The following is a 26,316-nucleotide window of genomic DNA, read 5'->3' on the forward strand; positions in this document are numbered from 1 at the left end:
TACGTAAATACCACATTTTTTATATTTGTCTTTTTGTCAAGTACAATTTATACTAAATTAGATGAGCTTACCCTGCTTATTCTACAAAAACTAGCCGGACGATAAGTTTTTATAATTATTCTTGATAAACTAGGAAATTAAAATAAAGGGAAGACAACCGATGATCTGAAACTATGTCACCAATCAAATAGAGTTTAAGTAAGTCGGCGTGAAAAAAACGAACTCTGTTAAAAAACAACAGAATACAGAGAATGTTTCTACTGAGGCAACTCAATATATGGGCGCTATATTAACAGAAACCCGGTTTTTTAACACCAGTGCCTGCTGGAAGCTCCGAAAGTAGAAACGAGAAACCGGGTTTATTACGCCAGGTAAGAGCGTCCTAATTTACAAAAATTATCAAATTAACTATCGATGCGGTACACTCCAATCAGCCGCGAGTCAAGTTAGACTGAATTGTCAGTGCGTGAATTATTCACAGGTTAGCATCTATGCAGCTCAAACATCTGAATCAGCCTTCACAAGACCTCTCTACCTCTTGCGAGCATAACATCAAAGAGACCCAGCCACCAAAGCCCCATTATTTCGCTCACATAGCCCGTTCCTTCGGCAACCTCAGTATTCACGACAAAATCTGCCGTGGGTACGCACTGGCTCTTTGTGTTGCGATTGGGGGAACGACTGTCGGGATGTTGGCGGGCAATCATTACTATCGCAGAACTAATAATCAAGTACACATTGATCGAGGAAGTCAGCTTTTAAATAAGTTGCAGGTGGCTTTACTGCGAACGCAAAACACCCAAGAGGGGCTGATTAACTGGGTCGAAAAGCCCCAAATTTTTGACACCAAATACCAACAGCTACAAAATAATATTTACAATTTGAAGGTTTTGCTATCTGAAGTCAAAAATTCTAAATACATGGAAGAGATAGAAGGCATAGAAAAATTTAAAAAAACTTGCGATTCGCTATTGTCTAATTATCTTTCACGATTAGAAATACTTAATAAAAAACTCAGTAAATTGCCAAATAACGCCGCTCAACAACGTGTAAAAAGTAAGTTGTTGTCGAATTTAGATCGGGATAAAATAGGGTTGGAACTCGATAGGGCGGTCAATGATATAGCAGAAATTATCGATCGCGCCCAAGAGCAAGAAAATGCAGGGCGGGAGGATCTGCTGCGAGCGCAGGCGCTGCGGGTACAAATAATTTTGGGTAGCATGGCACTGTCGATCGTGGTTGCAGCAGTGCTGGCGGGCTTCACCAGTCGGGCGATCGCCAAACCCCTCGCTGCTGTAACTAAAATCGCTCAGCGAGTGACTGAAGAATCTAATTTTCAGTTGCAAGTACCAGTTACCAGCACCGATGAAGTGGGAGTATTAGCAGCTTCGCTGAATCAACTGATTCAGAAAGTAAATCAGTTGCTAGAAGAATTGAAATCTGAACAACAAAGCCAGATACTTCAAAATGAGAAAATGGCAACTTTGGGGCGGATGTTAGCCGGTGTTGCTCACGAAGTTAACAACCCAATAAATTTTATTTATGCCAATATCGACCCAGCCAGAAATTATGTTGAAGATATTTTAGATTTGCTCAAAACTTACGAAACAGAAATTGCCAACCCCCCTGCCGCAGTGCTGGCGAAAGGCGAAGAAATAGACATCGATTTTCTCAAAGAAGATTTGATCAAAATATTTGACTCGATGCAAGTAGGCGCGGAAAGAGCCAAAGCTATTATCTTAAGTTTGAAAGATTTTTCTCGCCTCGATGAGGCAGCCCCTCATCCCGTCGATTTACACGCCTGCATAGACAGCAGTTTGCTGATTCTCAACAGCCGCATCAAACAGGGCATTGAAGTGGTGCGACATTACGGGAATATTCCGACTGTTGAAGGCTATATGGGTTTGCTTTACCAGGTATTTGTGAATCTTCTGAACAATGCACTAGATGCTGTGGAAGAGAAAGCACAAATTGAAAAAGCCAGCTCTGAGGAGGCGAAAAAACAATCGGCTTCGGACTCAAGCAAACAAGAAGCACCGAGTTTTTCCCCGAGAATTGTGATTGCTACAGAATACTTGGACGACGACTCAGTGGTAGTGCGAATTTCTGATAACGGTATGGGAATAGCGCCAGAGAGTCAAGAAAAAATGTTTGAAACATTCTTTACTACTAAACCGAGAGGTGTAGGTACTGGTTTGGGATTGGCAATTGGTCGCGAAATTATCGTTAAGAAACACGGGGGGACGATTAACTTTTGGTCGGAGGTGGGAATGGGGACGGAATTTTCGATCGCCCTGCCGATTAAGCATGAGGATTTGATGCAAAATACGCAGGTAAAACCTCCAATGGCTCGCGAAGAGAATTCCCTCTACAACGGTAACGCACCAGCCAAGTCCGAGGATAGAGAAACTGTAAAAAATTAAAAATTATCACTTTTTATAGCAGTTTCAAAAAATAAGACCACTCTCAGCCCGCGATCTAAACTCTGATGTCCTAATTTATTCCAACTCTAAAATCTAAAATCTACAATCTAAATTGTATGAGATTGCTTACTGATTGGCTGTCGCTCTCCCACTCAATGAGTGATAATACCCAAATCAAAAGTATTTTCAGTAATCTTGAAAAACAGGATTTGGTATAATTTAAAGTTGAGCAATCCCTGTACGGAGCGAAAATTATGGGACTATTTGACCAAATTTTGAGCGCGATCGACAATCCCAACCAACAAGCAAGTCCCAATCAGTTGGGCAACATTCTCGGTGCGGTAGAGCAGTTGAGCGGCAACCAAGGGGTCAATACAGGCACGACTCAGCTAGCAATGTCGGTTTTGGGCGGATACGTGCGATCGGCATTGCAAGACGTGCGATCGCAGTCGGGAGACGCACAAGCTCAACAAATTGTCAACCAATTTAGCGGCACAAATCCCAGTCCCCAAGCGGTACAGAGTTTGTTCGGAGCAGGGCAACTCACGCAAATAGTGGCCGATATCGCCCAAAGAACCGGTTTAAATAACGCGACAGTGCAAGCGATGATACCTGTTTTGGTGCCGCTCATACTGAATTTGCTACAAACCGGCGGCAACGCCCAAAATCCAGCCCAGGGCAGCAATCCTGTTTTGAATACATTTTTAGATGCAGATGGAGACGGCGACGTAGATATTACTGACGCCATGTCGATGGCAGGCCGCTTTTTGAATCAGCGCAGTTAATTTGGGATTTTTTTAACCGCAGATATCAGCGAATGGACACAGAGGAACGCAGATAGGAGTTTATCTGCGTTCCTCTGCGTTTATCTGGCTTCATCTGCAGTTAAAAAAATTCCCACTTTAACCCAAACCCAAATCAGTCACAGCACCAACACTGCTAGAAGAAACCAACTTAGCATATTTAGCCAAAACCCCCTTAGTATAGCGAGGTTTAGGAGGCTGCCAAAGAGCCCGCCGCTGCTCCAATTCTGCATCAGAAACATTGAGCTGCAACAAGCGATTTTGAGCATCAATCGTAATTGAATCGCCCTCTTTTACCAGAGCAATTGTGCCTCCTACTTGCGCTTCTGGTGCAACGTGACCGACAACCATGCCGTAAGTTCCGCCAGAGAAGCGACCGTCAGTAATTAACCCTACAGAATCGCCCAAACCTGCGCCAATAATTGCCGAAGTTGGTGCTAACATTTCGCGCATTCCCGGCCCGCCTTTGGGTCCTTCGTAGCGGATGATAATCACATCTCCGGCTTGAATTTTGCCCGCTAAAATTGCATCCAAACAATCTTCTTCAGATTCAAATACCCGCGCCGGGCCGGTAATTTGCGGTTTTTTAACGCCAGTAATTTTAGCAACGGCTCCTTCTGTTGCCAGATTTCCCCTGAGAATTGCTAAATGTCCTTGGGCATAAAGCGGGTTGTTCCAAGGGCGGATGACATCTTGGTCGGTGCGGGGTTCGGCTGGAATATCTGCCAACACTTCAGCAACAGTTTGGCCGGTAATTGTCAGCGCGTCGCCGTGCAGTAAACCCTGTTCTAGCAGCATTTTCATTACTTGAGGAATGCCACCGGCTTTGTGCAAATCGGTTGCTACGTATTTGCCGCTTGGTTTGAGGTCGCACAGCACTGGTACTTTTGCTCGAATAGTTTCAAAATCGTCGAGGGACAACTCAACGCCGATCGCATTGGAAATGGCTAATAAATGCAGCACAGCGTTGGTTGAACCGCCGATTGCCATGATTACCGCGATCGCATTTTCAAACGCCTTGCGCGTCAAAATTTGGCTCGGTAACAACTGTTTGCGGACAGCTTCCACCACAACTTTTGCAGATTCGGCAGCGCTGTCAGCTTTTTCGGCATCCTCAGCAGCCATTGTCGAAGAATAAGGCAAACTCATGCCCATCACTTCAAAAGCGCTCGACATCGTATTTGCCGTGTACATTCCGCCACAAGAACCCGCACCCGGACAAGCTTTATGTTCCACTGCATTGAGTTCTGTTTCGTCAATTTTGGCGGCGCTGAATTGACCGACTGCTTCAAAAACGCTGACGACGGTTAAATCCCGTCCGTTGTGGTGTCCTGGTTTGATCGTGCCGCCGTAAACAAAAATAGCAGGAATGTTCATGCGGGCGATCGCAATCATCGCCCCCGGCATATTTTTATCGCAACCGCCGACAGCCAGCAACCCGTCCATACTTTGGCCGTTGCAAACAGTTTCGATGGAATCAGCAATTACATCTCTCGACACCAGAGAATATTTCATCCCTTCAGTTCCCATCGAGATCCCGTCGCTGATAGTAATCGTACCGAACATCTGTGGCATCGCCCCAGCTTCCTTTGCACCCGCAATAGCCCGCAAAGCGAGGTCGTTCAATCCCATATTGCAGGGCGTAATCGTGCTGTACCCGTTGGCAATCCCCACAATCGGCTTAGTGAAATCGCCGTCACCAAAACCGACTGCCCGCAGCATTGCCCGGTTGGGCGCGCGCTGCACGCCTCCAGTCACAGCTTGGCTTCTCAAATTTTCAGGCATTTTAAAATTTCCTTTCTCTGTTGACAGTTGACAGTTGACAGTTGACAGTTGACAGTTGTCAGTTGTCAACTGCCAGCTCGCCCAAAAACGAATACAAGTTTCCGATAATCGTCGTGGTGAGCCCATAATTTTAGACCAAAGTTCCGGCTCCCAGATGAATCTGTGGAGCAAATCTAAAATCTAAAATCTAAAATCGACTGACTCAGTGCCGAGCGCCGAGAGTTTTACCCTATTGTTGATTTTCTCAGAAGCTTTGATATTTGTCAGACCTTTTAGGAGGCAGTGGCACAGCAGTGTCCGTAAAGCAGTGCAAAGATTCTACAGATAGTACAGCGTGCAGAGTGAATACCGTAGTTATCTGGGATGATGTGGTAACACCCATCACTCTAACGTTTACAAAAAATTGCGAGGCGAATGACATGGAGGCCGATCGAATTCTGAGGCAATATGCGGCCGGAGAAAGAATTTTTCGAGAAATTAACCTCGCCGGGGCCGACTTAAAAGGGGTAAACCTCAGCGAGGCTAATTTTACCAGAGCGAATTTCCAAGACGCAAACCTCAAGGGCGCTAACCTGACGGGAGCAAACTTGCGCGAGGTGAAATTGGCAGGGGTGGACTTGACGGAAGCCAACCTCAGCGAAGCAAATCTCATCGGTACCGATTTGAGTCGCGCCAATCTCAGCGGGGCTAACCTGATGGGAGCCAACCTGCGCGGCTCAATGGCCAGAGAAGTCAACATGACCAAGGCTAATTTGACGGAAGCTAATTTGACCGAAGCCAACTTTACCGAAGCGAATTTGTTTGCGGCCAACTTAACCGACGCTAGCATGATTCGCATTAATTTAATGAAGGCAAATTTGAGTTGGTCAACTCTCAAAGCGGTAAACCTGACAAATGCCATCCTCAGCGAGTCGCTTTTAGAAAGAGCTAATCTGACTCAGGCAATTCTCAGCGGGGCGATGGTGAGCGGGGCCAACTTGGCTGGTGCAGACTTGCGCCAAGTAACGATGGTTGGAGCTAATCTCACCGACGCTAATCTGAGCAATGCTAATTTGAGAGTTGCTAATGTGAGTTGGTCAACGCTGGCAAGAGCTAATTTGAGCGGTGCTAATTTGTACCGGGCAAAGCTGTGCTGGTCTAATTTTAGCGGGGCTGTTTTGGTGGAAGCGGTTTTGATTGATGCTAATCTCAATCGAACTAACTTCCGCGATGCAGATTTGAGGCGGGCAATTATGCCGGACGGCACAACTAATGATTCTTAAAATTTGATTGTTGACTGTTAACTGTTGACTGTTGACTGTTGACTGTTAACTACTGACTGTTAACTACTGACTCTTAACTACTGACTAATGACTAATGAGTATCAGTGAATTATTGATGTTGGGTGCGGCCGGAATTTTTGCCGGGATTCTAGCTGGATTTTTGGGTATCGGTGGCGGTACGGTTCTCGTGCCTTTGTTGGTAGCTCTCAATTACGCTCCGGTGAAAGCGGTTGCTACTAGCGGTTTGTCGATCGTCATTACAGCTATTTCTGGCAGCATCCAGAATTGGCGCATGGGCTACCTCAGCTTGAGCCAAGTCGCAGGCATCGGATTTCCAGCCGTCATCACCGCACAAATCGGTGCTTATTTGGCGGGGAAATTTCCGCCTTACTTGCTGTTACTTTCTTTTGGGCTGTTGCTGTGGCTGAATATTTATTTGATTGAAGTTCGCAAGCACCTGACAGCTAAGAAGAAAGCGGAACTAGAACAAGGGGAACTGGGAGGACAAGCGGGACAAGGAGAAAATGCTCAATTACCAATTACCAATCAGGAATTACCCAATAATTCAAATATTTTATTCCATCCAACTTTTGCTAAAATTGCTACTGGCAGTGCGGCGGGTTTATTAGCGGGTTTGTTCGGCGTAGGCGGCGGCGTAATTATGGTTCCCCTGCAAATTTTGCTGTTAGGAGAAAGCATTAAAACCGCAATTCAAACCAGCTTGGGCGTCATCGTCATCACGGCAATTTCGGCGACGGCGGGACACGCGGCGCGCGGGAATGTTTTGTGGGTTGTGGGGTTAATTCTTGGCGGCGGCGGTTTGTTGGGCGCGCAGGTGAGTACGCGGTTTTTGCCGAGATTGCCCGATCGTATTGTTAGTTTAGCTTTTCGATCGCTCTTGGCAGTGTTATCGATTTATGTTTTCTGGCAAGCTTGGCAAAAATTTAGTCACGGGTAATTGGTAATTGGTAAGGTGCGCGGCCCGGCGCACCCTACGAAAAAATCCGGAAGGTTCCCGCGCAGCACCCTACGAAAAACTAATAACTAAGACTAATTTGCTGATAGTTTTTTCACGGCGCGAGTCAGACGCTGCAAATAAGGCTTGACAATTTCTTGATTTTGTCTCTGCAATTCGGAAACTTGCTGCTGCAAATGCTGAATCTCGGTTTGCAGCATCCCTGTGTCTATTGTGGGTCGATCGAGCAAATCCTGCAATTGCTTCAGAGAACCTTGGATTGTATCGAAGTCTACTTCGTTCGATCGCTCCTGTAACTGAGCCGTAATAGTTTTAACTTCAGTCAACTGTTCGCCCATCAATAAAAATCGGACGTTGACATTTTCCCAATCATGCTCTCTGAGGGCGCTATTTTCCAAAATGCGGAGTTTTTGCTGCAAATCGGACAGTTGCGTGTTGAAATCCTGAGAATCTGCCGGCAGCGCCTGGGCTTGGCGTTCGAGGGAGGCTACGGCAGCTTGTACCTCGGCGATGACGCCGGATTCCAAGCCGAGGAGTTTCTGCTGCAAGTCGGAGACAGCGGTGTAGAGTTCCGCAGGTTCTCCAGGTAGTATCTGAACTTGCTGCGATCGACGTTCTACTGCGGCCTGTACGTCCGTAATCGCAGAATTTGCCTTTTGTTGCATTTGCTGCTCGAAACGCTGGCGATTGGCGAGATTCAGCGATAGTGCTGCGGTTAAGGGGGCGGCAGCGTAGAGAATTTGGCCCGACAATACAGCAGCAATCGTGCCCATCGCTGAACCAGCAACAGAGGCGTATTCTGCCAATTCTAGCCAGTCCGGCTGGTTCGGGGCGCTTCTCAAAGCTGGGAATGATGCTTTTTCAATCTTCTGCATAGCCTTTTAGTCGTAGTCGGATAGATGGCGATACGGACATGATAAAAGCGATCGGCAAATAAATCAGGCCTATTTGTCAAAATTTCCTGATTGTGGTATTTTTATTGACCTCGTGCCGAATACCTTCTGCCTTCAAAACGGTCAATCTCAGGTAAAATTCAGGATTAAGTCGATCGCTCAACAGTTAACCAATAAGTGTTCACCGCCGTCTGTCAGGAGTATACAGAAAATGGGTCTTAAGATTATTGAAAGCTACGATAGCAGTTTTGTCCTCGAACCAGAGGCTAAAACTGCACTGTTCGGTTTGTTAACCGGTGAAAACTTTCTCCAACAAGTAGCGGTACAATTGCAATGCTCGCGCATTGAGTTTGCCGAGTTACTTTTTCAGCCCGTCCCTTACAGCAGCGAGACGCCGAAGGGAATGCCTGCTGAATTTGAAAAGTATCATGAATCGAGCGATTTTGCGATCGTAAACGTCCCGCCTAATTTCATGTTCCAAGCCAAAATATTTAAACCCAGCCGCCTCTGTGCAATTTATCGAGTTTTCAAGAGCTAGCTAAAGGCTGGTTAATCTGTGGTTTAATCTAAAATCTAAAATCTAAAATCTAAAATCTAAAATCGGATGACAGAAGACATTCAATCTCTCGCCAGCTTAGAATTCATTCCATACATAGACTCCGAGGGGAAATTGCCCGATTTTGTCCAGGGAAAAATCGGCGTTTACGCGATTTTTGACAGCGAGAAAGTCCTGCAATTTGTCGGCTATTCTCGCGACATTTACCTCAGCCTCAAACAGCATTTGGTACGCCAAACCCAATATTGCTACTGGCTGAAAGTCCAAACTATTGACAAGCCCAGCCGCACCATCCTAGAAAGCATTAGAGAAAGTTGGATTGCCGAAAACGGTTCCCAACCCCAAGGTAACGGTGCCGATGCTGCCAAGTGGAACGATCCCATCGACACCAAAACTGTAATGACTGCCCAAGAAACGGCAAATTATGAAGGTATCTTCGCCGATGAAATTGCCAAAGATAAATTGTTGAAAAATGTTGCGCGGCGCGTGGAAAATGAAATTTTCGCGCTGCTGAAAGCTCGCGGCGTAACTGAAGAAATCCGGTTTAATCCCAAGCTGAAAACTAGCGGATTGCTGGATTTAAAGTAAAGACGCTCTCTGGTCAATTCCCCACAATCAGCCCCTGTTTGTAATGAGAACTCCTCTCAAATCCGGTAGCATGGGAATTAATATTACCCACCGCTTTCAAGACGGCGCCGTGCCCATTGGTCTCAACTTAAGCTTTTAGTCCGCCAGTTATCCCGCTCACCCGGAAGTCCGCCAGGGAATGAATTCCCTGTCTAATAGCCAAAGTCCTCTAAAAGAGGACTGAATAATTTATTAGTCCTCTTTTAGAGGACTTTGGCTTTGAGGCAGGGGTTTCAACCCCTTACTGACGGACTGACGGACTATCGGTTTTACCTTAAGTGGACACCAATAGCCCTTGCCCTGTCCATAATTTCCGCGCCGGAAACGGTAATGCCGTCTCCATAATCCCCACGCCGGAAACTGCATTGCCGTTTCCCTACAGATGCTCGCGTACAATCTATCTGATATATCCGGTGGGTCGGTTAAATTTTAAAAGGTTGAAATTTATTAAAATTTAACAGATATCGGAATCTGCACAATTAACTTGGTTCCTAGGCCCGGAGCAGAAATACAACTGATTTGACCTCGATGTTTTTCCACTACAATATCGTGACTGATTGCCAACCCTAATCCAATACCGCGACCTACAGGCTTCGTAGTAAAAAATGGGTCAAATATCTGGTGGCGTACTTCCTCACTCATCCCACAACCGTTATCGGCAATGTGAATAACAACGGATTTATAGTGGTGAGGGGCTAATTTTGCATCTTGATTGTGCAGGGTCGATTCTGACTCACAACTTACTGAAGTGCTGATGGTAATTTTTCGGGGAGACGGTTGAGTTTCCAGGGCATCAATAGCATTAGTTAACAGGTTCATGAACACCTGATTTAACTCACTGGCGTAACAGGTGACTCTTGGCAGTGGGCTGTAGTGTTTAATGACCTCTATCTCACCAGCTTTGTTTGCTCCCTTCAGCCGGTGCTGCAAAATAACTAAAGTATTGTCAATGCCTTCATGAATATCGACTGGCTTGTACTTTTGTTCGCCAAGGCGGGTGAATTTCCGCAAAGACATCACAATTTCACTAATCCGAGAAGCACCCTCTGTCATCGAATGCAGCAGTTTTGGATAGTCCTCTGCGATGAATTCGGGTTGAATCTCGTTCAATTTGCCGATAATTTCTGCAACGGGGTGGGGGTAGTAATGTCGGTATAATTCGACGAGGCGAAGCAAATCTCGTGCATAGTCCGCCGCTAGAGCAATGTTACCGTAGATAAAGCTGACGGGATTGTTGATTTCGTGAGCAATTCCTGCCGCTAGCTGACCTAAAGAAGCCATTTTTTCCTTCTGTATTAACTGAGCTTGAGTTTTCTTTAGTTCAGTTACGGTTTGTTCGAGTTGCTTGGCGTAGGATTGTGTTTGCTGGAACAACTGGCGCTGCACGAGTTGATTTGAGACGCGGGCGAGAACTTCTTGTTCGTGAAACGGTTTTGTGATATAATCAATACCACCAACTTCAAAGGCTTTGACTTTATCTAATACTTCATTTAAAGCACTGATAAAAATAACGGGAATGTCCTTGGTTGTGGGAGAAGCTTTCAATGCTTGGCAGACTTTGTAGCCGTCCATACCAGGCATCATGATGTCGAGCAAAATCAAGTCAGGAGGAGTTAACTCGATCGACCGCAGCGCTAGTTTGCCGTCGGGTGCGGTGCGTGTTTTGTACCCTTGCTGGGAGAGTATTTGAGCTAAAAGTTGCAAATTAGCCGGAATATCATCAACAATTAAAATATTCCCTTTTAAGACGGGAGCTGGTTCGTAATTCATATCTAGTTCGGTAAAATAACCTTTATAGGTTTGTAGTGAGTACGATCGCCCGATGGGGTTTTATGAGGACGATCCTACCCACTACAAACCTATCTCATATCCTTATTATTTTGGTTCGGGATGGATGAGAGCTAGTATTTGATTGAACTGAAACTGGTTAGCAAATGCGGCTAAAGCGCTAGCTAAAGCGTCATTGCGATCGCGAATTTGCTCAATTTGGCTCAGAATTAACTCTAAATCGCACTCAATTGTGGCTTTCTCTAAAGCTGCCAGCCAATCTGCGGGTAAAGCTGCCAGAGTCTCTGGAGTCGGAGCCTCGATTTGAGTTGACTCGGGAACACTCTCCGGTTCATCGTAAATGTAACGCACTCCCAGATGTTTGTGCAGGGTGGCAAAAATTTCTGTATCTCGAAAGGGTTTGTGGATAAAGTCATCGCAATCATCTGATACAGTAACGCTTTGCGCTTCGTCGGCGTTACTGGCACTCACGGCAATAATTGCCGTAGCTTGACCTTTAACGGTGGCTTTAATGCGTTTGGTCGCTTCATGTCCATCCATCACGGGCATCCACATATCCATAAAAATTAAGTGTGGCTCAAAACTCGACCACTTTTCAATAGCTTCTATGCCGTTGGTGGCTTCTTGGAGTTCAAAGTTAAAGGCAGCGAGGAGTTTGATCAGCAGTTGGCGGTTGTCCGATCGATCGTCCACAATCAAAATACGATAGCGTGGCTGGTTGCGTTCCAGCGCTATCACCCGACGCGGTGGCTTTACGGGTTGAGTCGCCGGGGTATCAACGGCGCTGACGGGGATATCAAACGCGAAGGTGGTGCCGCGCCCAATTTCACTGCGTACAGTAATCACGCCGCCCATCAACTTGACAAACTGTTGGCTGATAGCCAGCCCCAAGCCTGTTCCTTGCTGAGATTTGGTTCCTGTTTTGGTTTGCACAAAGGCTTGAAAAAGCTTATCTAACTCATCAGCAGCTATGCCGGCACCTGTGTCTTCTATTTCAAAATGTAATTGGTAATTACTGAGTGGTAAGTGCTGATTTTTATTATCTCTAAACGCACTTACTCTTAACCTGATTACTCCTTTTTTCGTAAACTTAATAGCGTTAGAAAGGAGATTAATTAAGACTTGGCGCAACTTCATTTGATCTGTTTGCACGTATTCGGGAGTTTCACTAGAGCAGTCAAATATTAACTGCAATTGTTGCTCCATTGCCTGGAGTTGAAACATCTCTTCCATATCGTTCAACAGGCTGCTTAATTGGAAGTTTGTTGCGTTGATGGTAATGCGTCCCGCCTCTATTTTGGCTAAATCTAATATTTGATTTATCAGAGCTAGCAAGTGTTCTCCGCTGCGGTTGATAATGCGGATATTTTCCTGTTGTTCGCGAGTGAGGTTGGTAGAGCGCTGCATCAATTGGGAGAATCCCAGAATTGCGTTTAGCGGGGTGCGGAGTTCGTGGCTCATATTTGCCAGGAAAGTGCTTTTGGCAAGGTTGGCGGCTTCTGCGGCCCAGGCGGCTTGTTGAAGCTGTACTGCTTGCTGTTGAGTGGCTTCGAGCAATTGAGCTTGTTGTAAGGCAACTCCCAGTTGAGTGCTAATTTGCAGCCCAATATTGATTTCTGCTTCGCGCCAAGTGCGGGGTGCAGAATTTTGATAGCTGGCGAGCAAACCCCAAAGCTGACTGCCGCAAAATATGGGGAAAATAACGTAGGCTCTAGCTTGAAATTGTTTTAAAAGTTCTAGGTAACAAGGACTCAACCCAGCGTTGTATATGTCTTCAATTATGCGGTAAGGAACGCCTCTAGCATACATACCACCTTGATTTTTTTGTAGATAGGTATCCAGCACGGGTTTACCGGAGGCTTGCATAGTTTTCACGGTACAGTGAGAGTCTTCGACAAGAGTGTTTGGTACATTAAAATCGTCAGGTTGCATCAGAGATATCCAGCCGGCAGCCATTGATTCGGCAACAAATTCCCCACTCCAATCAGGATTAAAGCGATAGATACCGACACGATCGCATTTTAGGGTTTGTCGCAGTTCAGAGGTTGTGGTTTTGAATATTGTGTCAATATCTAAGGATTGACGGATGCGCTCGATCGATCGGGCGATGGCTTGTTCTCCCTGGGCGCTTTCTCGCAAAGCTGACTCGGATTGTTTGCGATCGCTAATATCCAAAACAGTGCCGAACAAACGGCTCAACTGCCCTTTTTCATCATAAACGGGTTTCCCTCGAACTTCTATGTAACTGAGCGAGCCATCTCTTCGGATCAGCCGCAGATCAATTTCAAAGCTTTGCCCCGACATAGCTTGCTCGCGCACCATTGCCAGATAGCGCGATCGATCTTCTGGATGAAAACGCTCGATTAATTGTTCGGTTGGCAGCGGTTTTTGAGTAGGATCGAGCTCATAAATGCGATAGAGTTCTTGACTCCAAGTGGTTGTTGCTGTGCCGATATCGTGTTCCCAACTGCCAATACGGGCAATTTTTTGGGCTTCCAGCAGTCGGGCTTCCGCCAACTGGCGATCGCTAATGTCGCGCGCTACCCAAACCGCAGAGCTATCCGACAGCGGCGAAATTTTAGCAGCAAACCAAACTTCTTGGTTATTAATCTGCAGACTGTAATCAAAACTAATAGTTTGTTGAGCTTCCAATGCCTGTCGAACTTGAGCGAAATAAATCTCCTCGCTTTCATCATCAAAAAATTGTTCGATGATGGAGTCGATCTGATTCGTGTGATAGTTGTATTGAAAAATTCCCTTAGTGGGTATAATTTGGATGGTTTCTTCTTGGACATCAAAAATCAATACAATATCTGTAATCGACTCAAATATTTTCACAAATTGCTCAGTAGAAGTGTAAAGTTTTTGTTCGAGCAATTTGCGATCGGCAATTTCATATTGTAATAGTTCGTTAGCACGAGCTAAGGCGTAGCTACGTTCTGCAACTTCGGCTGCTAAAGTGCGATTGTAGTCAGTTAATATTTTTTCAGCTTGTTTGCGCTGTGCGATGTTATAAAAAACATTGATGGCATAAATAATGTTTCCGCCTTCGTCAAAAATTGGTGTGGCGCGCACCTCAAAAGGAATAAATTTCCCATCTCGATAAAGTTCTAAATCTTCAAGGAATACCGTTTCGCCACGCAGTGCTCGGAATGCGGGCAGCTCTTCAGTGGGATACGGCTGGTTTTGGCGGTAGATTTGATAAACTTCTACGGCTTCTTCTAAAGTCGAATCCGGAATAGTTGCTACGCCGAGCCAATGCTTGGCAGTTTCGTTGAAGTACACGACTTTACCCGAGGCATCGTGGATAGATACTCCCGCAGGTATGGCTTCGATAAATTGCTTGAGTTGGCTCTCTCTTTGCGCTAAAGCTTCATTTAAAGATTTTTGGTCTGCAAAAGCCTGTTGCAGTTGCGCTGCCATAAAATTGAAGGAATTGGTGAGTTCTCCGACTTCATCCCAGTGTTTAATTTCTAAAGGTTTATCCCATTTTCCTGTGGCAACATTTTTGGCTGCCGTATTCAAACGCATAATTGGCTTTGTTACCCAGCGGGAAGTCAAAAATCCGATCGCGATCGCCAGCGGCAGTGTACCGATCAATAACCACAATGTGTTGCGCGTATTTGCTTGAATGCGAGCCATGAAATCAGACTCTGGCACCACCACCACAATCAACCAATCCAAGCCACGGACATCTCGATAGGGAGTGACGCGGACAAACTGCCTATCGCCCTTGCTCACCAAGGTAAATCGCTGGGTTGTTTGCAGCGTGCGGAAGTTGCCAAATCCGTTGGCGATTTGTCGAGCAATATCTCGTGTTCGGGCATCCTTGCTGTTAGTGGCTAGCAATGGCGTCGGTTGCTTTGTTGCGGGCGTCACCAAGGGTGTTTCTAGTGTAGATGTGGCAATCAGATTGCCCGATCGATCCATAATAAAAGTTTGTCCTGAAGCCGAGAAGTGTAGCCTAGCCAGAAAGGTATTGATTGCCGAGAGCCCATTATTATCTGTGAGGCGATCGCTAATCCGTTCTCCTACTTGTTCGATTAATTGATGGGCTACATCTTCGACTGATTCCTGACCACTTTTGAAAGAAAGATAGCCCACTAGCCCGACGACGCTGACTGTTTGCAAAACAAACGGAACAATCAGAACCGTTCGCAGCGGCAGCTTGCTGAAAAATTTGGCGGTTAGGCGGTTGAGGGGATAAAGGGGCATGGGTGTGAGGGAATTGCGCTGGTAATCGAATTTTAACTGCTATAGTCTGCCTTTACCCCCGGCAATTGGCGAACCCTACAGGCTCTGAAATGTTCCTCCGGGTTCAATATAGCCAACTACCCGCGAAGATTGGGCCCTGCTGTCAAAATTTGCTTCTGTCAGTTCTGTTTCTAGCTGTTTGGCATTTGATTCATTTTTACTTACAAAAACTGTGATAATTTTTCTATTTTCTTTGTGTTTCTCGGCAATCATGTCGTTAATTAAAAGCTCTATAAATGGCTTATTGGTTGGCAGAGAACTGCCCATATTTTGAATTTTAACTTCTGTTTGATTTCCCTCTGAATCTGTCAAAATCAAGCTAGAGTCGCTTTCGGGAAGTTTATTAATAGTTTGATTCGGGTGCTGGAAGTGCAACCATTTAACCACTGCTGCCTCTGTGACGGCTACAGATTCATGCAGCCGATCGACAAAAGCATAGAAAGCCTCATTATCTTCTCGGTGAGCAAGTACGTAAGCTCGCAATTCCTTTCTGCTCATAGTTTGAAAATTAGGTCGGTTCATCAGAGTATCTCCATTGCCCGTTAGGATAAATCTCTATTTCAATAGTTTCACCAGCCAAAATGTAGACGTTATTTGTGCGTTCATCGAGCCGCATTATGTAGATATGCTGATACATATTTGTTAACTCGTAGCAAACTACAAAGCATTTGAGTAACTGCGCTGCTGTAGGAATAATCTTTGCTCCTTCACTCTCCCACTCTTTGTTGTTTAGTATACAGCAGTCAATCGATTTTAGATTTTAGATTTTAGATTTTAGATTGAAGAATTGGCGCCGGAGCAAATTACTTTTGGTCAGAGTTGACAGTATCTCATCGATTTTAGATTGAAGAATTGAAGAATTGAAGAATTGAAGAATTGATCCCTGATAAATCCGGGGGCCCGGAGCAAATTAATTTTGGTCAGAGTTGGTAGTATCTCATCGATTTTAGATTTTAGACTAAAGAATTGAAGAATTGACCCCTGATAAATCCGGGGGCCCGGAGCAAATTACTTTTGGTCAGAGTTTGCAGTATCTCGCCGATCGCCCTAATCCCCATTTGCTAACTTGGCTAAAACGGTGGCGAAGAGAGCGGGTTCGATCGGCTTTGTTAAGTGTTCGTTGTAACCAGTGGCGATCGCCTGATCGCGGTCTTCTTCGCTAGCATAAGCTGTCAGCGCCACGGCCGGCAAGCTCTTGATTTTGTCGGATTCGGACGATCGCACTTGGCGGATTAGCGAGTAGCCGTCCTCAACGGGCATACCGATATCGCTGACTAAAATATCCGGCGGCGACTGCTGTAAAATGTCGATCGCCTCCGCAGCCGAAGCAGCCGCAGTCGCAGTCGCCCCCCACTGTTGCAGCGCCACCATCAAAAACTCGCGGTTGTCGGGTTCGTCGTCAACTACCAACACCTTTAAACCAGCCAAAATACCCGGAGGCCTTGGATGGGATTTCCTTTCTCCTCTCAAATGCGGCTGCTTACTCCGAGGCTGTTTGAGTGGCAGTGTCACCGTAAATGTCGCACCTTGGTCTTTACCGGGACTTTCCGCAGTCACAGTACCCCCGTGGAGTTGCACCAAGTGCTCGACGATCGCCAATCCCAGTCCCAAACCGCTCTCAGCCTTAGTTTTCGAGGCGTCTGCTTGTCGGAAGCGATCAAACACGTAGGGCAGAAACTCAGCAGCAATGCCCTTTCCGGTATCGCTGACAGTAATTTGCACGTAATTGGGTGATGAGGAATCGCTAACAGCTACCGCAGATAAGCGCAGTTCGACATTTCCCCCCGAAGGCGTAAACTTGACGGCGTTAGTCAGCAAATTCCACACTACCTGCTGCAACCTTGGGGCGTCGCCCCACATCAAGCCGACTGCGGGGTCAAGTTCTAACGAAACGGTGACAGACTTGGCCTCGGCTGCCAAACGAACTGAATTATGAGCCGCCTCGATCGTCCTTACCATGTAGAACCAGCCGGGTTTCAGAACCAGCTTGCCTTGAATAATTCGGGAAACGTCGAGCAAATCTTCCACTAGCTGCATCTGCACCTTCGACTGACGCTCGATGGCTTCCAAACCCGAAGCTAATTTATCTTCGTTGTAGGCGTGGGCGCGCAGGATCTGTGCCCACCCATGAATCACGTTTAAAGGCGTTCGCAATTCGTGGGAAAGAGAGTCTAGAAACTCGTCTTTCCGGCGGCTGATAGCTTCTGCTTCCGCCCGCGCGACTTGTTCGCGCTCGAGCAACTGAGCGCGTTGGGCCTCGACTTGCTTGCGATCGCTGATGTCGGCGATAATCGACATACAGTTGATATTGCCGTTGCTGTCGCGGACTGGAGTTGCCCACAAACTGATGTCGATCAAGCTGCCGTCTTTCCTTTGGCGCTGGGTTTCCATGCCGGCGATCGCGTTTCCTTCGCGAATTCCTTTCAAATTAGCCCTGAATTCCTCCCGCTTGTCTGCGGGAACGCTGGGTATAAATTGACCTACCGCCTCTGATTCCTGCCAGCCAAAAATCCTCTCGGCTGCTGGGTTCCACATTTTCACAGTCCCGTCGTCGCAGTCCAAAACGGTAATTGCTAGGGGACAAGCCTGAATCAAGGCTTCTAAAGTGTGATGGATGTGCGATCGCGCTGCTTCTGCTTGTTTGCGATCGCTGATATCGACGTTCACCCCGATCATCCGCCAAGGCAAACCCCCATCGTCGGGAAACACCTTAGCCCTGCAAGCAATCCAGCCCACGCTTTTGTCCGGGCGGCAGATGCGGAACTCAAGGTTTAATTCCTCCCCGGACGCCCTCGCAGCCTTTACCTGCTTTTGAATAACAGCGCGATCGTCTGGATGCACCATTTGGGCCCAACTTTCATAGCTGTCGATACCGCCTGCAGGCAGCCCGTACAAAGCCTCGAACTCCGGCGTACAAGCGAGCTCGCCGGTTTGGACGTTCCATTCAAAAGTTCCGATTTTGCCTGCTTGCTGAGCGATTTGCAGCCGTTCTTGATTGTTTTTGAGTTCTGCTTCCACCCGCGATATCTCGGTCAAGTCGATGTAGAATGCGACGATCGTCTCTGGTTCGCGATCGTCCTGGCCCAGAGTGGTTCCCCCCATCAGAATCGGCACGCGGCTGCCATCTTTGCGGATATACTCTTTCTTGAAAGGAGTTGCGACTCCCTTAGCCCGCAGTTCCCCGGCCGCCATGGCGTCTAGGTGCAGGTATTCGGGGGGGGTCATTCTGTCCCACCGCATTTGACCGGAGAGCAACTCTGAGCGGGTGTAGCCGACCATGTTGAGCAGGGATTGGTTGGCGTAGGCGATGCGGCCGCTAAAATCGCCGATCGCGACTCCGAAAATATTTGACTCGAACAGCCGCCGGAATATGGCTTCGCTTTGCTGCATTACCCGTTTTGCTTGTTTGCGATCGGTGATTTCGGCTACCACAGTGCTGACTCCCAGCAGTGTTCCTGATTCATCGCTCACGGGGTAAAAGCTGATTTGCCAATCGCGCAAAACTCCCGGCTGTTGCTTGGTTTCGGCCTTAACTTCCAAGTCGATCACGGGGGTTTGCGTCGCCAGCACTTGGCGATAAATTGGCTCTAGCATATCGGCCATTTCGGGAATTACTTCTCTAACGGTATGTCCGATGTAATCTGCGATCGATTTGCCGTCGATCGCAGCGAGGCATTCGTTGATGCGGATGTAGCGCAAATTGGTATCGACAAAGCACAGCCCGACCGGTGTGGTTTTGTAAACTAAGTCGAGTTCTGCTAGTTGGCGGCGAATGCGTATTTCGTTTTCTCGAAGTTGGTTTTGCGCTTGTTTGCGATCGGTGATATCTAGTACGAAGAATGCTCCTTTGTCTGTAAATCCTGGCAAGTTTCCGCCCCCGATTAAAATTGGGAAGCGCGTGCCGTCAGAGCGGATGAATTCTTTTTCATAAGGCGCGCAACTTCCTGATGCTACGACTTGCGCGATGGCGGCGCGATCGAGTTCTGCGTATTCCGGCGCCGTGAGTTCGAGCCAGCGGATCTGTCCCGAAACTAAGTCTTCCCTCGTATATCCGATCATTGCCAGCAAGGCGTCGTTAGCATCAGTAACTTCGCCGTTGGCATCCCAGAAACCGATGCCGATCATGTTAGATTCTACCACGCTGCGGAAGCGCATTTCGCTTTCCCGCAAAGCTAATTCTGTTTGTTTGGCTGCGGTAATATCTGTAATAATTAGGCCTACTCCGATTATTTCTTCTCTTTCATTTTTAACTGGGTAGTAGTTGGCTAGCCAGTAACCGAAATATCCCGGTTTCCCATCAGGTTCGCCGCTCATTTCTAAGTTTAAAACAGGCTGGCCGGTTTCTAAAACTTGCTGAATTATCGGCGCAAATTTGGCTGCATGTTCTGGCAACAATTGGCGGAAGTCTTGGCCGAGATGCTGTTCTATCGGCAAACCGTTGAGTTCTGCTAATACTTGATTGATACGGATGAAGCGCATTTCGCGATCCATAAAGCAAATTGCTAGGGGAGATGCTTCTAACAGCGAGTCAATTAAGGCAAAGGATTGGGATGTTTGAGATAGTGCTTGTTGCGCTTCAGTGTAAAGTCTGGCGTTGTCGAGGGCGATCGCCACGCGGTATGCTAGGTCTTCTAGCATTGCCATGTCTTCTGCACAGTAGCGGCGGCCCAACTTCGAGGTAAAGCAAGTGATGGAACCCCTTACCCGCCCGCGAGCCTTCAGCGGTACACAAGCGTGAGAGCCGATATTGAGCGATCGCAATTTTTCCATTTCTGCTGCATTGTCGGCTCCTGCTGCTAAAATTTCCTCATCCACGTCGGCAATTAGTTCGGATTTTCCGCTGCGGATTACCACGGGATAGCCGTTAACAGCATTCTCGGCGATCGGGCTGCGGATTCTCAAGTTATTAATAGTATCAACCGTAGATGGGTCTGCGTGAGCCACAGCCACTCGGCGCACTTTTGAGTCGGTTTCGGTCAAATGAATGCAGCACCCATCGGCGATCAAATTTACTGCTAATTCTGCTACCTTTTGCAGCACCGTTTCCCCGTCAAACGCATCAGCCAGCATTTTGCTGACTTCTGCTAAAAATGCCGATCGCTGTTGTTCTATTTCCGCTTTTTGCCTCGCTGTTTGCTCGATAGTTAACTGCAATCTTTGAGTTTCTGCAAGTTTGATTTCTGTGAGATCGCGGGCGACAATTAAGGCTGATTCTGGTACGCCATTTTTGTCAAATTCGGGAACTACGCGGGATTGATAACTTCGGAGACCGTTGATTGAGAAAGCCTGAAATTCGATAATTTCTTCGCAACCGATTTCTAACACTTTGTGCAGGGTTTCATCCCAGATTTGGCACAGTTCCGGCGGGATTCCTATTTCTTGACTGGTTTTACCCAAAAAGAATGAAAGCGGTTTTCCTTGGCTTCTTTCAACTGCTTTATTGACATACATATAACGCAGTTCTTTGTCCGTGCGGATAATGATATCTGGCGTATTTTCTAGCAGCGTTCTCAGTTGCTGTTCGCTGTTTGCCAAAGCTGCTTGCGCTTGTTGTCTTTCGCTGACATCTCTCACCGTGCCCACGTATCCGATGAGTTCGCCGGAGTCGGAGAACATCGGCGAGGAACAAACGTTAATCCAGCGCACAATTCCCTCTGGTGTTTGCAGGCGATACTCGATCGCATATTCCCCACCTTGCCGAGTATAATCCAGCCATCGGGCCAATACGCGATCGCTGTCTTCCGGGTGAATGCACTTCTCCCAACCGTCTCCTAAAAGTTCTGTCAAACTCAAGCCAAAAATAGCCTGACAGCGTGGGTTTGCATAGGTGTAGCGCCCCTCATAATCTGCCATAAAAATGCCGACAGGCGAACACGAACTTAAACAGCGAAATCGTTCTTCTTGAGCTTGCAGCGCTTCTTTAGCTACTGTCAGTTCTGCTGTGCGTTGTTTGACGCGGCTTTCTAGTTTGGTGTAGGATAATGCCAAGGCTATTTCTGCTTCTTGGCGCTCGGTAATATCAATGCCAGTTGCTATCACATATTCTACCAAACCCTCGCTATCGGTCGTCACAGTATTCGACCAAGAAATTAATCGTTTCGAGCCGTTTTTAGTGCGCCAATAGTTTTGATATTCGCTGTTATAATGTTCGACTTTGAGCTTGGTAAAAACAGTTTTAACTGGGTCTATTTCTTCGGAAAGTAAAAACACATCCCAAAGATATTTATTTATTACTTCTGCTGTCGAGTAGCCTGTAGTTTTTTCGCAAGCTTGGTTAAAGCGGACAATCCGTCCTTGGCTGTCGAGAACTACAATTAAGCAAGCCGTCGTGTCAATTACTTTGGAAATAATATTACGTTCTATTTCTAGTTTTTGTTCGGCGGACTTTAAGCAAGCATACCAAGCGATAACCGCAGCGACCAAAAGTAACATTGCAGGAGCGGCCTGGAAGGAAAACAGTAACAGAGTTGTTAGCAGTAAAGCCGTGCCGGCACTAAATGTAGCAATACTGTAAGATTTAATGGGTAAGGGCAAGACCTCAAACTGACTCATTTTTGTTGACCTGTAGCGATGGCGCGATCGCACTATTGCTTATGTCGATGAAACAACCTTTTTAAAACTTAGTTAAAACTAAGTATTTATTTTTTCTATACAAAACCACATTTGTCTGCTCTGTGCCATCTTCCCAGAGACAGATTGGCAGGGGGATTTATGCTGAATCAACTGCTATCATAGATTCAGGGACAAATTAGAGTATCTAATTTTTGGGAGCAATAAGCGAGTGAATCACAAGCTGGCAAAAATTATCGGGTTATTTTTCGCAGCCGCCACCCTCTTTGGATTCGTCGGTTACGCGCTGCAAAATCCCAACTTCGCCAGCAACTCAGCGATATCGATCGGCTTCCCCAATCTTACCACCCTGGCCGCCGGGGCGATCGACAACAAACGATCCCAAATCTATCTCAACGGAACTTGGCAATTTGTCCCCGCCGTTGGCAACCCCCAAAACCCCCCCGTCTCCCCAAATTGGGGTTCCATCTGGGTGCCTGGAGACTGGCAAAAAGAAAACCACGAATCCGTACCCGGAATCATCACTCGCGGCAGCGGCAAAGATTGGGAAAACTTTAACAGCAAACAACTATCAAAAGCTTGGTATCAGAGAAATATAGACATTCCTGGCAACTGGACAAACCGCCGCATATTTATCGACTTAGCCAGAGTCAGCACCGATGCAGTCATATTTATCAATGGCATTAACTGCGGTCAAATCCCATGGCCCTACGGCACTATTGAAATTACCAAAGCAGCAAAACCAGGTCAAAACACCCTATCTATTTTAGTGGTTGCAGTATCCGATGAAAAGGAAAAAGCCGTCATCATGGGCCCCACAGAAATCTACACAGAAAAATCCAAATTGCAATCGCGGGGAATCATCGGCGAAGTGCGACTTCTGAGCCTTCCCCCAGGCCCGCTTATTAGCGACGTATTCGTCCAAACTTCCACCAGAAAAAAGCAAGTTAAATTAGATGTAGAACTCAAAGACGTTGCCCAAAGCGGTCAAGTTGAATTAATCGCGCAAATGGTGGACGAAAAAGGCAAAGTACAACAAAAATTCACCGCAAATGCCAAGGTTCAAGCTAAACCAATTCAAACCTTACAAGTTCAGTGGAATTGGCCAAATCCCCGTCTTTGGGATGTCGGGCAACCAAACCTTTACACCCTGCAATTAGAAGTAAAAGGCAGCGGCATTGACACGCAATACGACCAACCTTTTGGCTTCCGCGAATTTTGGATAGAAGGGCGCAAGTTTTTCTTAAATGGAACTGAATTTCGGCTGCGACCAATCTTGCACTCGGATACTTGGCAAGGCGGGACATTAGAAGTTGCTGATAGCCTAATTGATGGCTACGTCAAAGCAGGTTTTAACATAACAGAAATGTGGCCTTGGAATCACGACGAACGCGGTAGATGGCACTTCCGAGAGTTATTTTCCGAAAGAGCAGACCTCAAAGGTTTTCCCATTATGGCTCCCGCTTTAGACATTAGTCCTATTGCTTGGAACGGCAAGTGGAAGAACCCCCTGTGGAAAAACCGCTGGAAAGACCGAATGGTGACTGAAATGCGCCGCTACCGCAATCATCCATCAGTATTAATGTGGGCGACAAGTCCTAATTTTTTCGGCAACGCTGACGACCAAAATCCGCGCCGTATCGGCAAAAGAAAAGTAGAAGGCACTCTCAGTCCCTCCGACAACCAGCGTTTGCGGGCGAACACTCCCCTAGGAAATGACGCTATAGCTGCGATTAAATCGGCAGACCCAACCAGACCTGTGATGGTACACCAAGGCGCAAATTTCGGCGATGTTTATGCGCTGAATTCTTATTTAAATATGATTCCCTTGCAAGAACGGGAAGAGTGGATTTCTGAGTGGAGCAAAACCGGGGATATGCCCTACATGGCCGTCGAGTTTGGCACTCCTCTGCACGCAACGATGATGCGGAACCGCAAAGGTTTTGGTCAGGCGATTCTCAGCGAACCTTGGATGACTGAGTTTGCGGCAATTTATTTTGGCAAGCAGGCTTACGAGTTGGAAACTGCCGCTTATAAATCTAAAATTCGCGAGCAATTTGTCCAGGGTCAGGAGTATCAAAGCTGGCATTTTAAAAAAGAGTTAGATTTTTCACCCGCTTTTCAAAAGTTGCAGCAGTTATTCAGTACAAATACTTGGCGGAGTTGGCGAACTTTTGGAATGTCTGGGGGGATGATTCCTTGGAATGACGGACATGGTTGGGAAGTGTCCGAAGCTGGCAGAAAAAAGGTGGAGATTGGGGCATTTCAACCGGGTCGCCGGGGAGTTTATTTGAAGCAAGTCTCGAATAATCTTTTGCATTATTTCCAGCCCGAAGCTTACACTGTTCATCCTGGGGGCGAGGCAATTATGAATAATAATAGCTCGACTTTGGCTTGGATTGCTGGTGCTAGCCCGGTTTTTACTGCGAAAGATCACAATTTGTTTGTGGGCGGAAAACTGGCAAAGCAAGTAGTGTTACTTAACGATACGCGGGCGACGCAAGAATTTGCATTTAATTGGCGAGTTTTGGTGGGGGGGAAAGAAGTAAAAAAAGGCGAGCAAAAAGGGAGAATTGAGGCGGCAGGAACGCTGTTTTTCCCAATAGAAGTAAATTTGCTAAATACCATTTCTAGCAAGGCTGACGGCGAAATTCGCTTGACGGCACGGGTGGGCGATCGATCGCATTCTGATACATTTGCTTTCCGGGTTTTTGCCAATCAAGCCAAAAGCAAGGATACGCTGACAATCTTCGATCCAGCGGGCAAAACATCGGCAATTTTAAAACAATTAGGTTATCAGCTTGTACCGTGGAATGGTTCGCAACTTGCATCGCTATTAATTATCGGTAGGGAAGCGTTTTCGAGTGGGGCAAATTTGCCGGGAAGTTTAGAAAGTTTTGTACGAAACGGCGGCAAAGCAATTGTGTTTCCTCAGCGCAGGGAATGGCTGGAAAATACGGGTTTTCGGGTAGCTGGTCACGTCAGCCGCCGCGCTTATCCAGTTGACAGCAACCATCCCGCAATTAGCGGTTTAGACAGTGAAGATTTGCGGGATTGGGTGGGGGAAAGCACGCTGGTTGAAGCTTATCCAGATACGAGCCAAACAGACCCTAATTTGAGTCCGGCAACTAAACATTGGTACGGCTGGCGTTGGGGAAATCGTGGCGGTGTCAGTAGCGCTTCTATTGAGAAGCCGCACCGCAGCGGTTGGCGCCCTATTTTGGAATCAGAGTTTGATTTAGCTTATTCGCCGCTGATGGAATTGGAGTACGGAAAAGGGCGGCTGATTTTAAATGAGTTGGATTTGGAAGACCATTATTCTGTAGATGCTGGGGCGGCGCAGTTAGTGCAACAAATTGTGAGTTACGGGATGAATTCTCCTGTGCTTGGAAAGCCGGATAAAGTGGTTTTAATAGGGGGAGATGGAGATGCCCAAAAGTTGGACAGTTTGGGGGTAATTTATCAGCGGGCTAGTTCGCTTTCTAATGATGTTGGTTTGGCAATTGTGGGGACACAAGCGAATCTGAAAGATGCAGATTTGCGCGGTTATTTGAATGCTGGCGGGAAGGCGTTTTTCTTGCCGCGTGAAGTGCCTGTGGCGGGTTTGGGCGTGGGTTTGCAGCAAGCGCAGGATTTTGGCGGTTCGCTGGCGGTTCCGAGTTGGGATGAGGTGAAGGGGGTTAGTGCTTCAGATTTGCGATCGCGCTCTTTTTATGATACTTGGTTGATTAAGTCTGGGGGAGAAATCGGCGCTGACGGTTTGTTAAGTCGGGTAAAAGTTGGCAAGGGTGTGGCGATTTTTTCTCAGATTGAACCGGACAGTTTGAATGCTGATACTAAGACTTATTTGCGTTTTACTCGCTGGCGGCAAACCCGGGCCAATGCTCAGATTTTGGCTAATTTAGGGGCGAGTTTTAAGGCGGATGGATCTGTGTTTAACGGTTCGAGTCGGGAGTTTTATCACTGGGATTACAAAACGGATTTTGAGAATGGAGACGATCCTTATCGGTATTATCGATGGTAGGATTTTTGAACCGCAGATTAACGCGGATGTTATGGAGGATTTGAGGCGTGATATTAAAGGTAAAAGTACAATATGAAGGTATTAGTATCGAACACTAATTTCATAGATTCCCTGTCCAAAATTCGTCGGGTAACGGTTCATCAAAATCGTCGCTTGTCCAGATTGCTCCTGCGTGCAATCCTGCTGTACGCTGCTTAGTTGGGGATGCGATGGGCGCTAAACGGACAAGGGGAATGCCACCTTCTGTGAGAATAACCTCTATGCCTTTAAGTGCTAGAGATAATAACTCTTTTAAATTTGTCTGTGCTTCTTGCACGTCTACTGTTTTTGTCAGCATTGCAGTTATCCAAGCTAG

15 protein-coding genes are annotated in these 26,316 nt (G+C 46.8%); 7 read left to right on the plus strand and 8 right to left on the minus strand.

All coding sequences use genetic code 11. The features are described 5' to 3' along the window. Positions 1–491: 491 nt before the first annotated feature. Together QUA04_RS09210 and QUA04_RS09215 are read left to right on the plus strand one after the other, a co-directional pair. On the plus strand, positions 492–2,423 hold the full coding sequence (locus QUA04_RS09210; RefSeq protein WP_333255880.1) for an ATP-binding protein: 1,932 nt from the start codon (positions 492–494) through the stop codon (positions 2,421–2,423). A 254-nt stretch (positions 2,424–2,677) separates the two neighbouring features. Next, on the plus strand, positions 2,678–3,208 hold the full coding sequence (locus QUA04_RS09215) for a hypothetical protein (RefSeq protein ID WP_333255882.1): 531 nt from the start codon (positions 2,678–2,680) through the stop codon (positions 3,206–3,208). A gap of 117 nt (positions 3,209–3,325) precedes the next feature. Here QUA04_RS09215 and ilvD read toward each other — a convergent pair whose 3' ends face one another. Beyond that, the gene (gene ilvD / locus QUA04_RS09220) at positions 3,326–5,011 is read right to left on the minus strand and encodes a dihydroxy-acid dehydratase (RefSeq protein ID WP_333255884.1); all 1,686 of its coding nucleotides are present in this window, start codon (positions 5,009–5,011) and stop codon (positions 3,326–3,328) included. 419 nt (positions 5,012–5,430) lie between these two features. Here ilvD and QUA04_RS09225 point away from each other — a divergent pair, with 419 nt between their 5' ends. Next, a complete protein-coding gene (locus tag QUA04_RS09225) occupies positions 5,431–6,273 on the plus strand; it encodes a pentapeptide repeat-containing protein (RefSeq protein WP_333255981.1) in 843 nt (280 codons plus the stop codon). Positions 6,274–6,367: 94 nt separating this feature from the next. Next, complete coding sequence (locus QUA04_RS09230; protein ID WP_333255886.1) at positions 6,368–7,231, plus strand: sulfite exporter TauE/SafE family protein; 864 nt, start codon at positions 6,368–6,370, stop codon at positions 7,229–7,231. Positions 7,232–7,323: 92 nt separating this feature from the next. Here QUA04_RS09230 and QUA04_RS09235 read toward each other — a convergent pair whose 3' ends face one another. Then, the gene (locus tag QUA04_RS09235; RefSeq protein WP_333255888.1) at positions 7,324–8,124 is read right to left on the minus strand and encodes a hypothetical protein; all 801 of its coding nucleotides are present in this window, start codon (positions 8,122–8,124) and stop codon (positions 7,324–7,326) included. Positions 8,125–8,353: 229 nt separating this feature from the next. On the opposite strand from QUA04_RS09235, the gene QUA04_RS09240 reads away from it, so the two are divergent. Then, positions 8,354–8,680: a hypothetical protein gene (locus tag QUA04_RS09240; RefSeq protein ID WP_333255890.1), complete on the plus strand. Its 327-nt coding sequence runs from the start codon at positions 8,354–8,356 to the stop codon at positions 8,678–8,680. A gap of 66 nt (positions 8,681–8,746) precedes the next feature. Next, on the plus strand, positions 8,747–9,286 hold the full coding sequence (locus QUA04_RS09245) for a GIY-YIG nuclease family protein (protein ID WP_333159532.1): 540 nt from the start codon (positions 8,747–8,749) through the stop codon (positions 9,284–9,286). 486 nt (positions 9,287–9,772) lie between these two features. Here QUA04_RS09245 and QUA04_RS09250 read toward each other — a convergent pair whose 3' ends face one another. From QUA04_RS09250 to QUA04_RS09265, 5 genes are all read right to left on the minus strand, one after another. Then, on the minus strand, positions 9,773–11,095 hold the full coding sequence (locus tag QUA04_RS09250; protein WP_333255892.1) for a response regulator: 1,323 nt from the start codon (positions 11,093–11,095) through the stop codon (positions 9,773–9,775). 105 nt (positions 11,096–11,200) lie between these two features. Continuing rightward, on the minus strand, positions 11,201–15,328 hold the full coding sequence (locus QUA04_RS09255; protein WP_333255894.1) for an ATP-binding protein: 4,128 nt from the start codon (positions 15,326–15,328) through the stop codon (positions 11,201–11,203). Between the two features lie 75 nt (positions 15,329–15,403). Then, complete coding sequence (locus QUA04_RS09260; protein WP_333255896.1) at positions 15,404–15,889, minus strand: DUF6887 family protein; 486 nt, start codon at positions 15,887–15,889, stop codon at positions 15,404–15,406. Then, a complete protein-coding gene (locus QUA04_RS29925; protein ID WP_445242305.1) occupies positions 15,876–16,115 on the minus strand; it encodes a DUF6888 family protein in 240 nt (79 codons plus the stop codon). Before QUA04_RS29925 ends, QUA04_RS09260 begins: the two co-directional genes overlap by 14 nt. A gap of 299 nt (positions 16,116–16,414) precedes the next feature. Beyond that, a complete protein-coding gene (locus QUA04_RS09265; protein WP_333255898.1) occupies positions 16,415–21,919 on the minus strand; it encodes a PAS domain S-box protein in 5,505 nt (1,834 codons plus the stop codon). A gap of 229 nt (positions 21,920–22,148) precedes the next feature. Here QUA04_RS09265 and QUA04_RS09270 point away from each other — a divergent pair, with 229 nt between their 5' ends. Next, positions 22,149–25,961 carry a glycoside hydrolase family 2 TIM barrel-domain containing protein gene (locus tag QUA04_RS09270; RefSeq protein ID WP_333255900.1) on the plus strand — a complete coding sequence of 1,271 codons (3,813 nt, stop codon included), beginning with the start codon at positions 22,149–22,151 and terminating at the stop codon, positions 25,959–25,961. A gap of 100 nt (positions 25,962–26,061) precedes the next feature. Here the strand turns inward: QUA04_RS09270 and QUA04_RS09275 are convergent, their stop codons facing one another. Then, the gene (locus tag QUA04_RS09275) at positions 26,062–26,298 is read right to left on the minus strand and encodes a toxin-antitoxin (TA) system antitoxin (protein WP_333255902.1); all 237 of its coding nucleotides are present in this window, start codon (positions 26,296–26,298) and stop codon (positions 26,062–26,064) included. Positions 26,299–26,316 lie beyond the last annotated feature (18 nt).

The sequence above is a fragment of the Microcoleus sp. S13_C5 genome (genome assembly GCF_036700845.1).
GTDB lineage: Bacteria > Cyanobacteriota > Cyanobacteriia > Cyanobacteriales > Microcoleaceae > Microcoleus.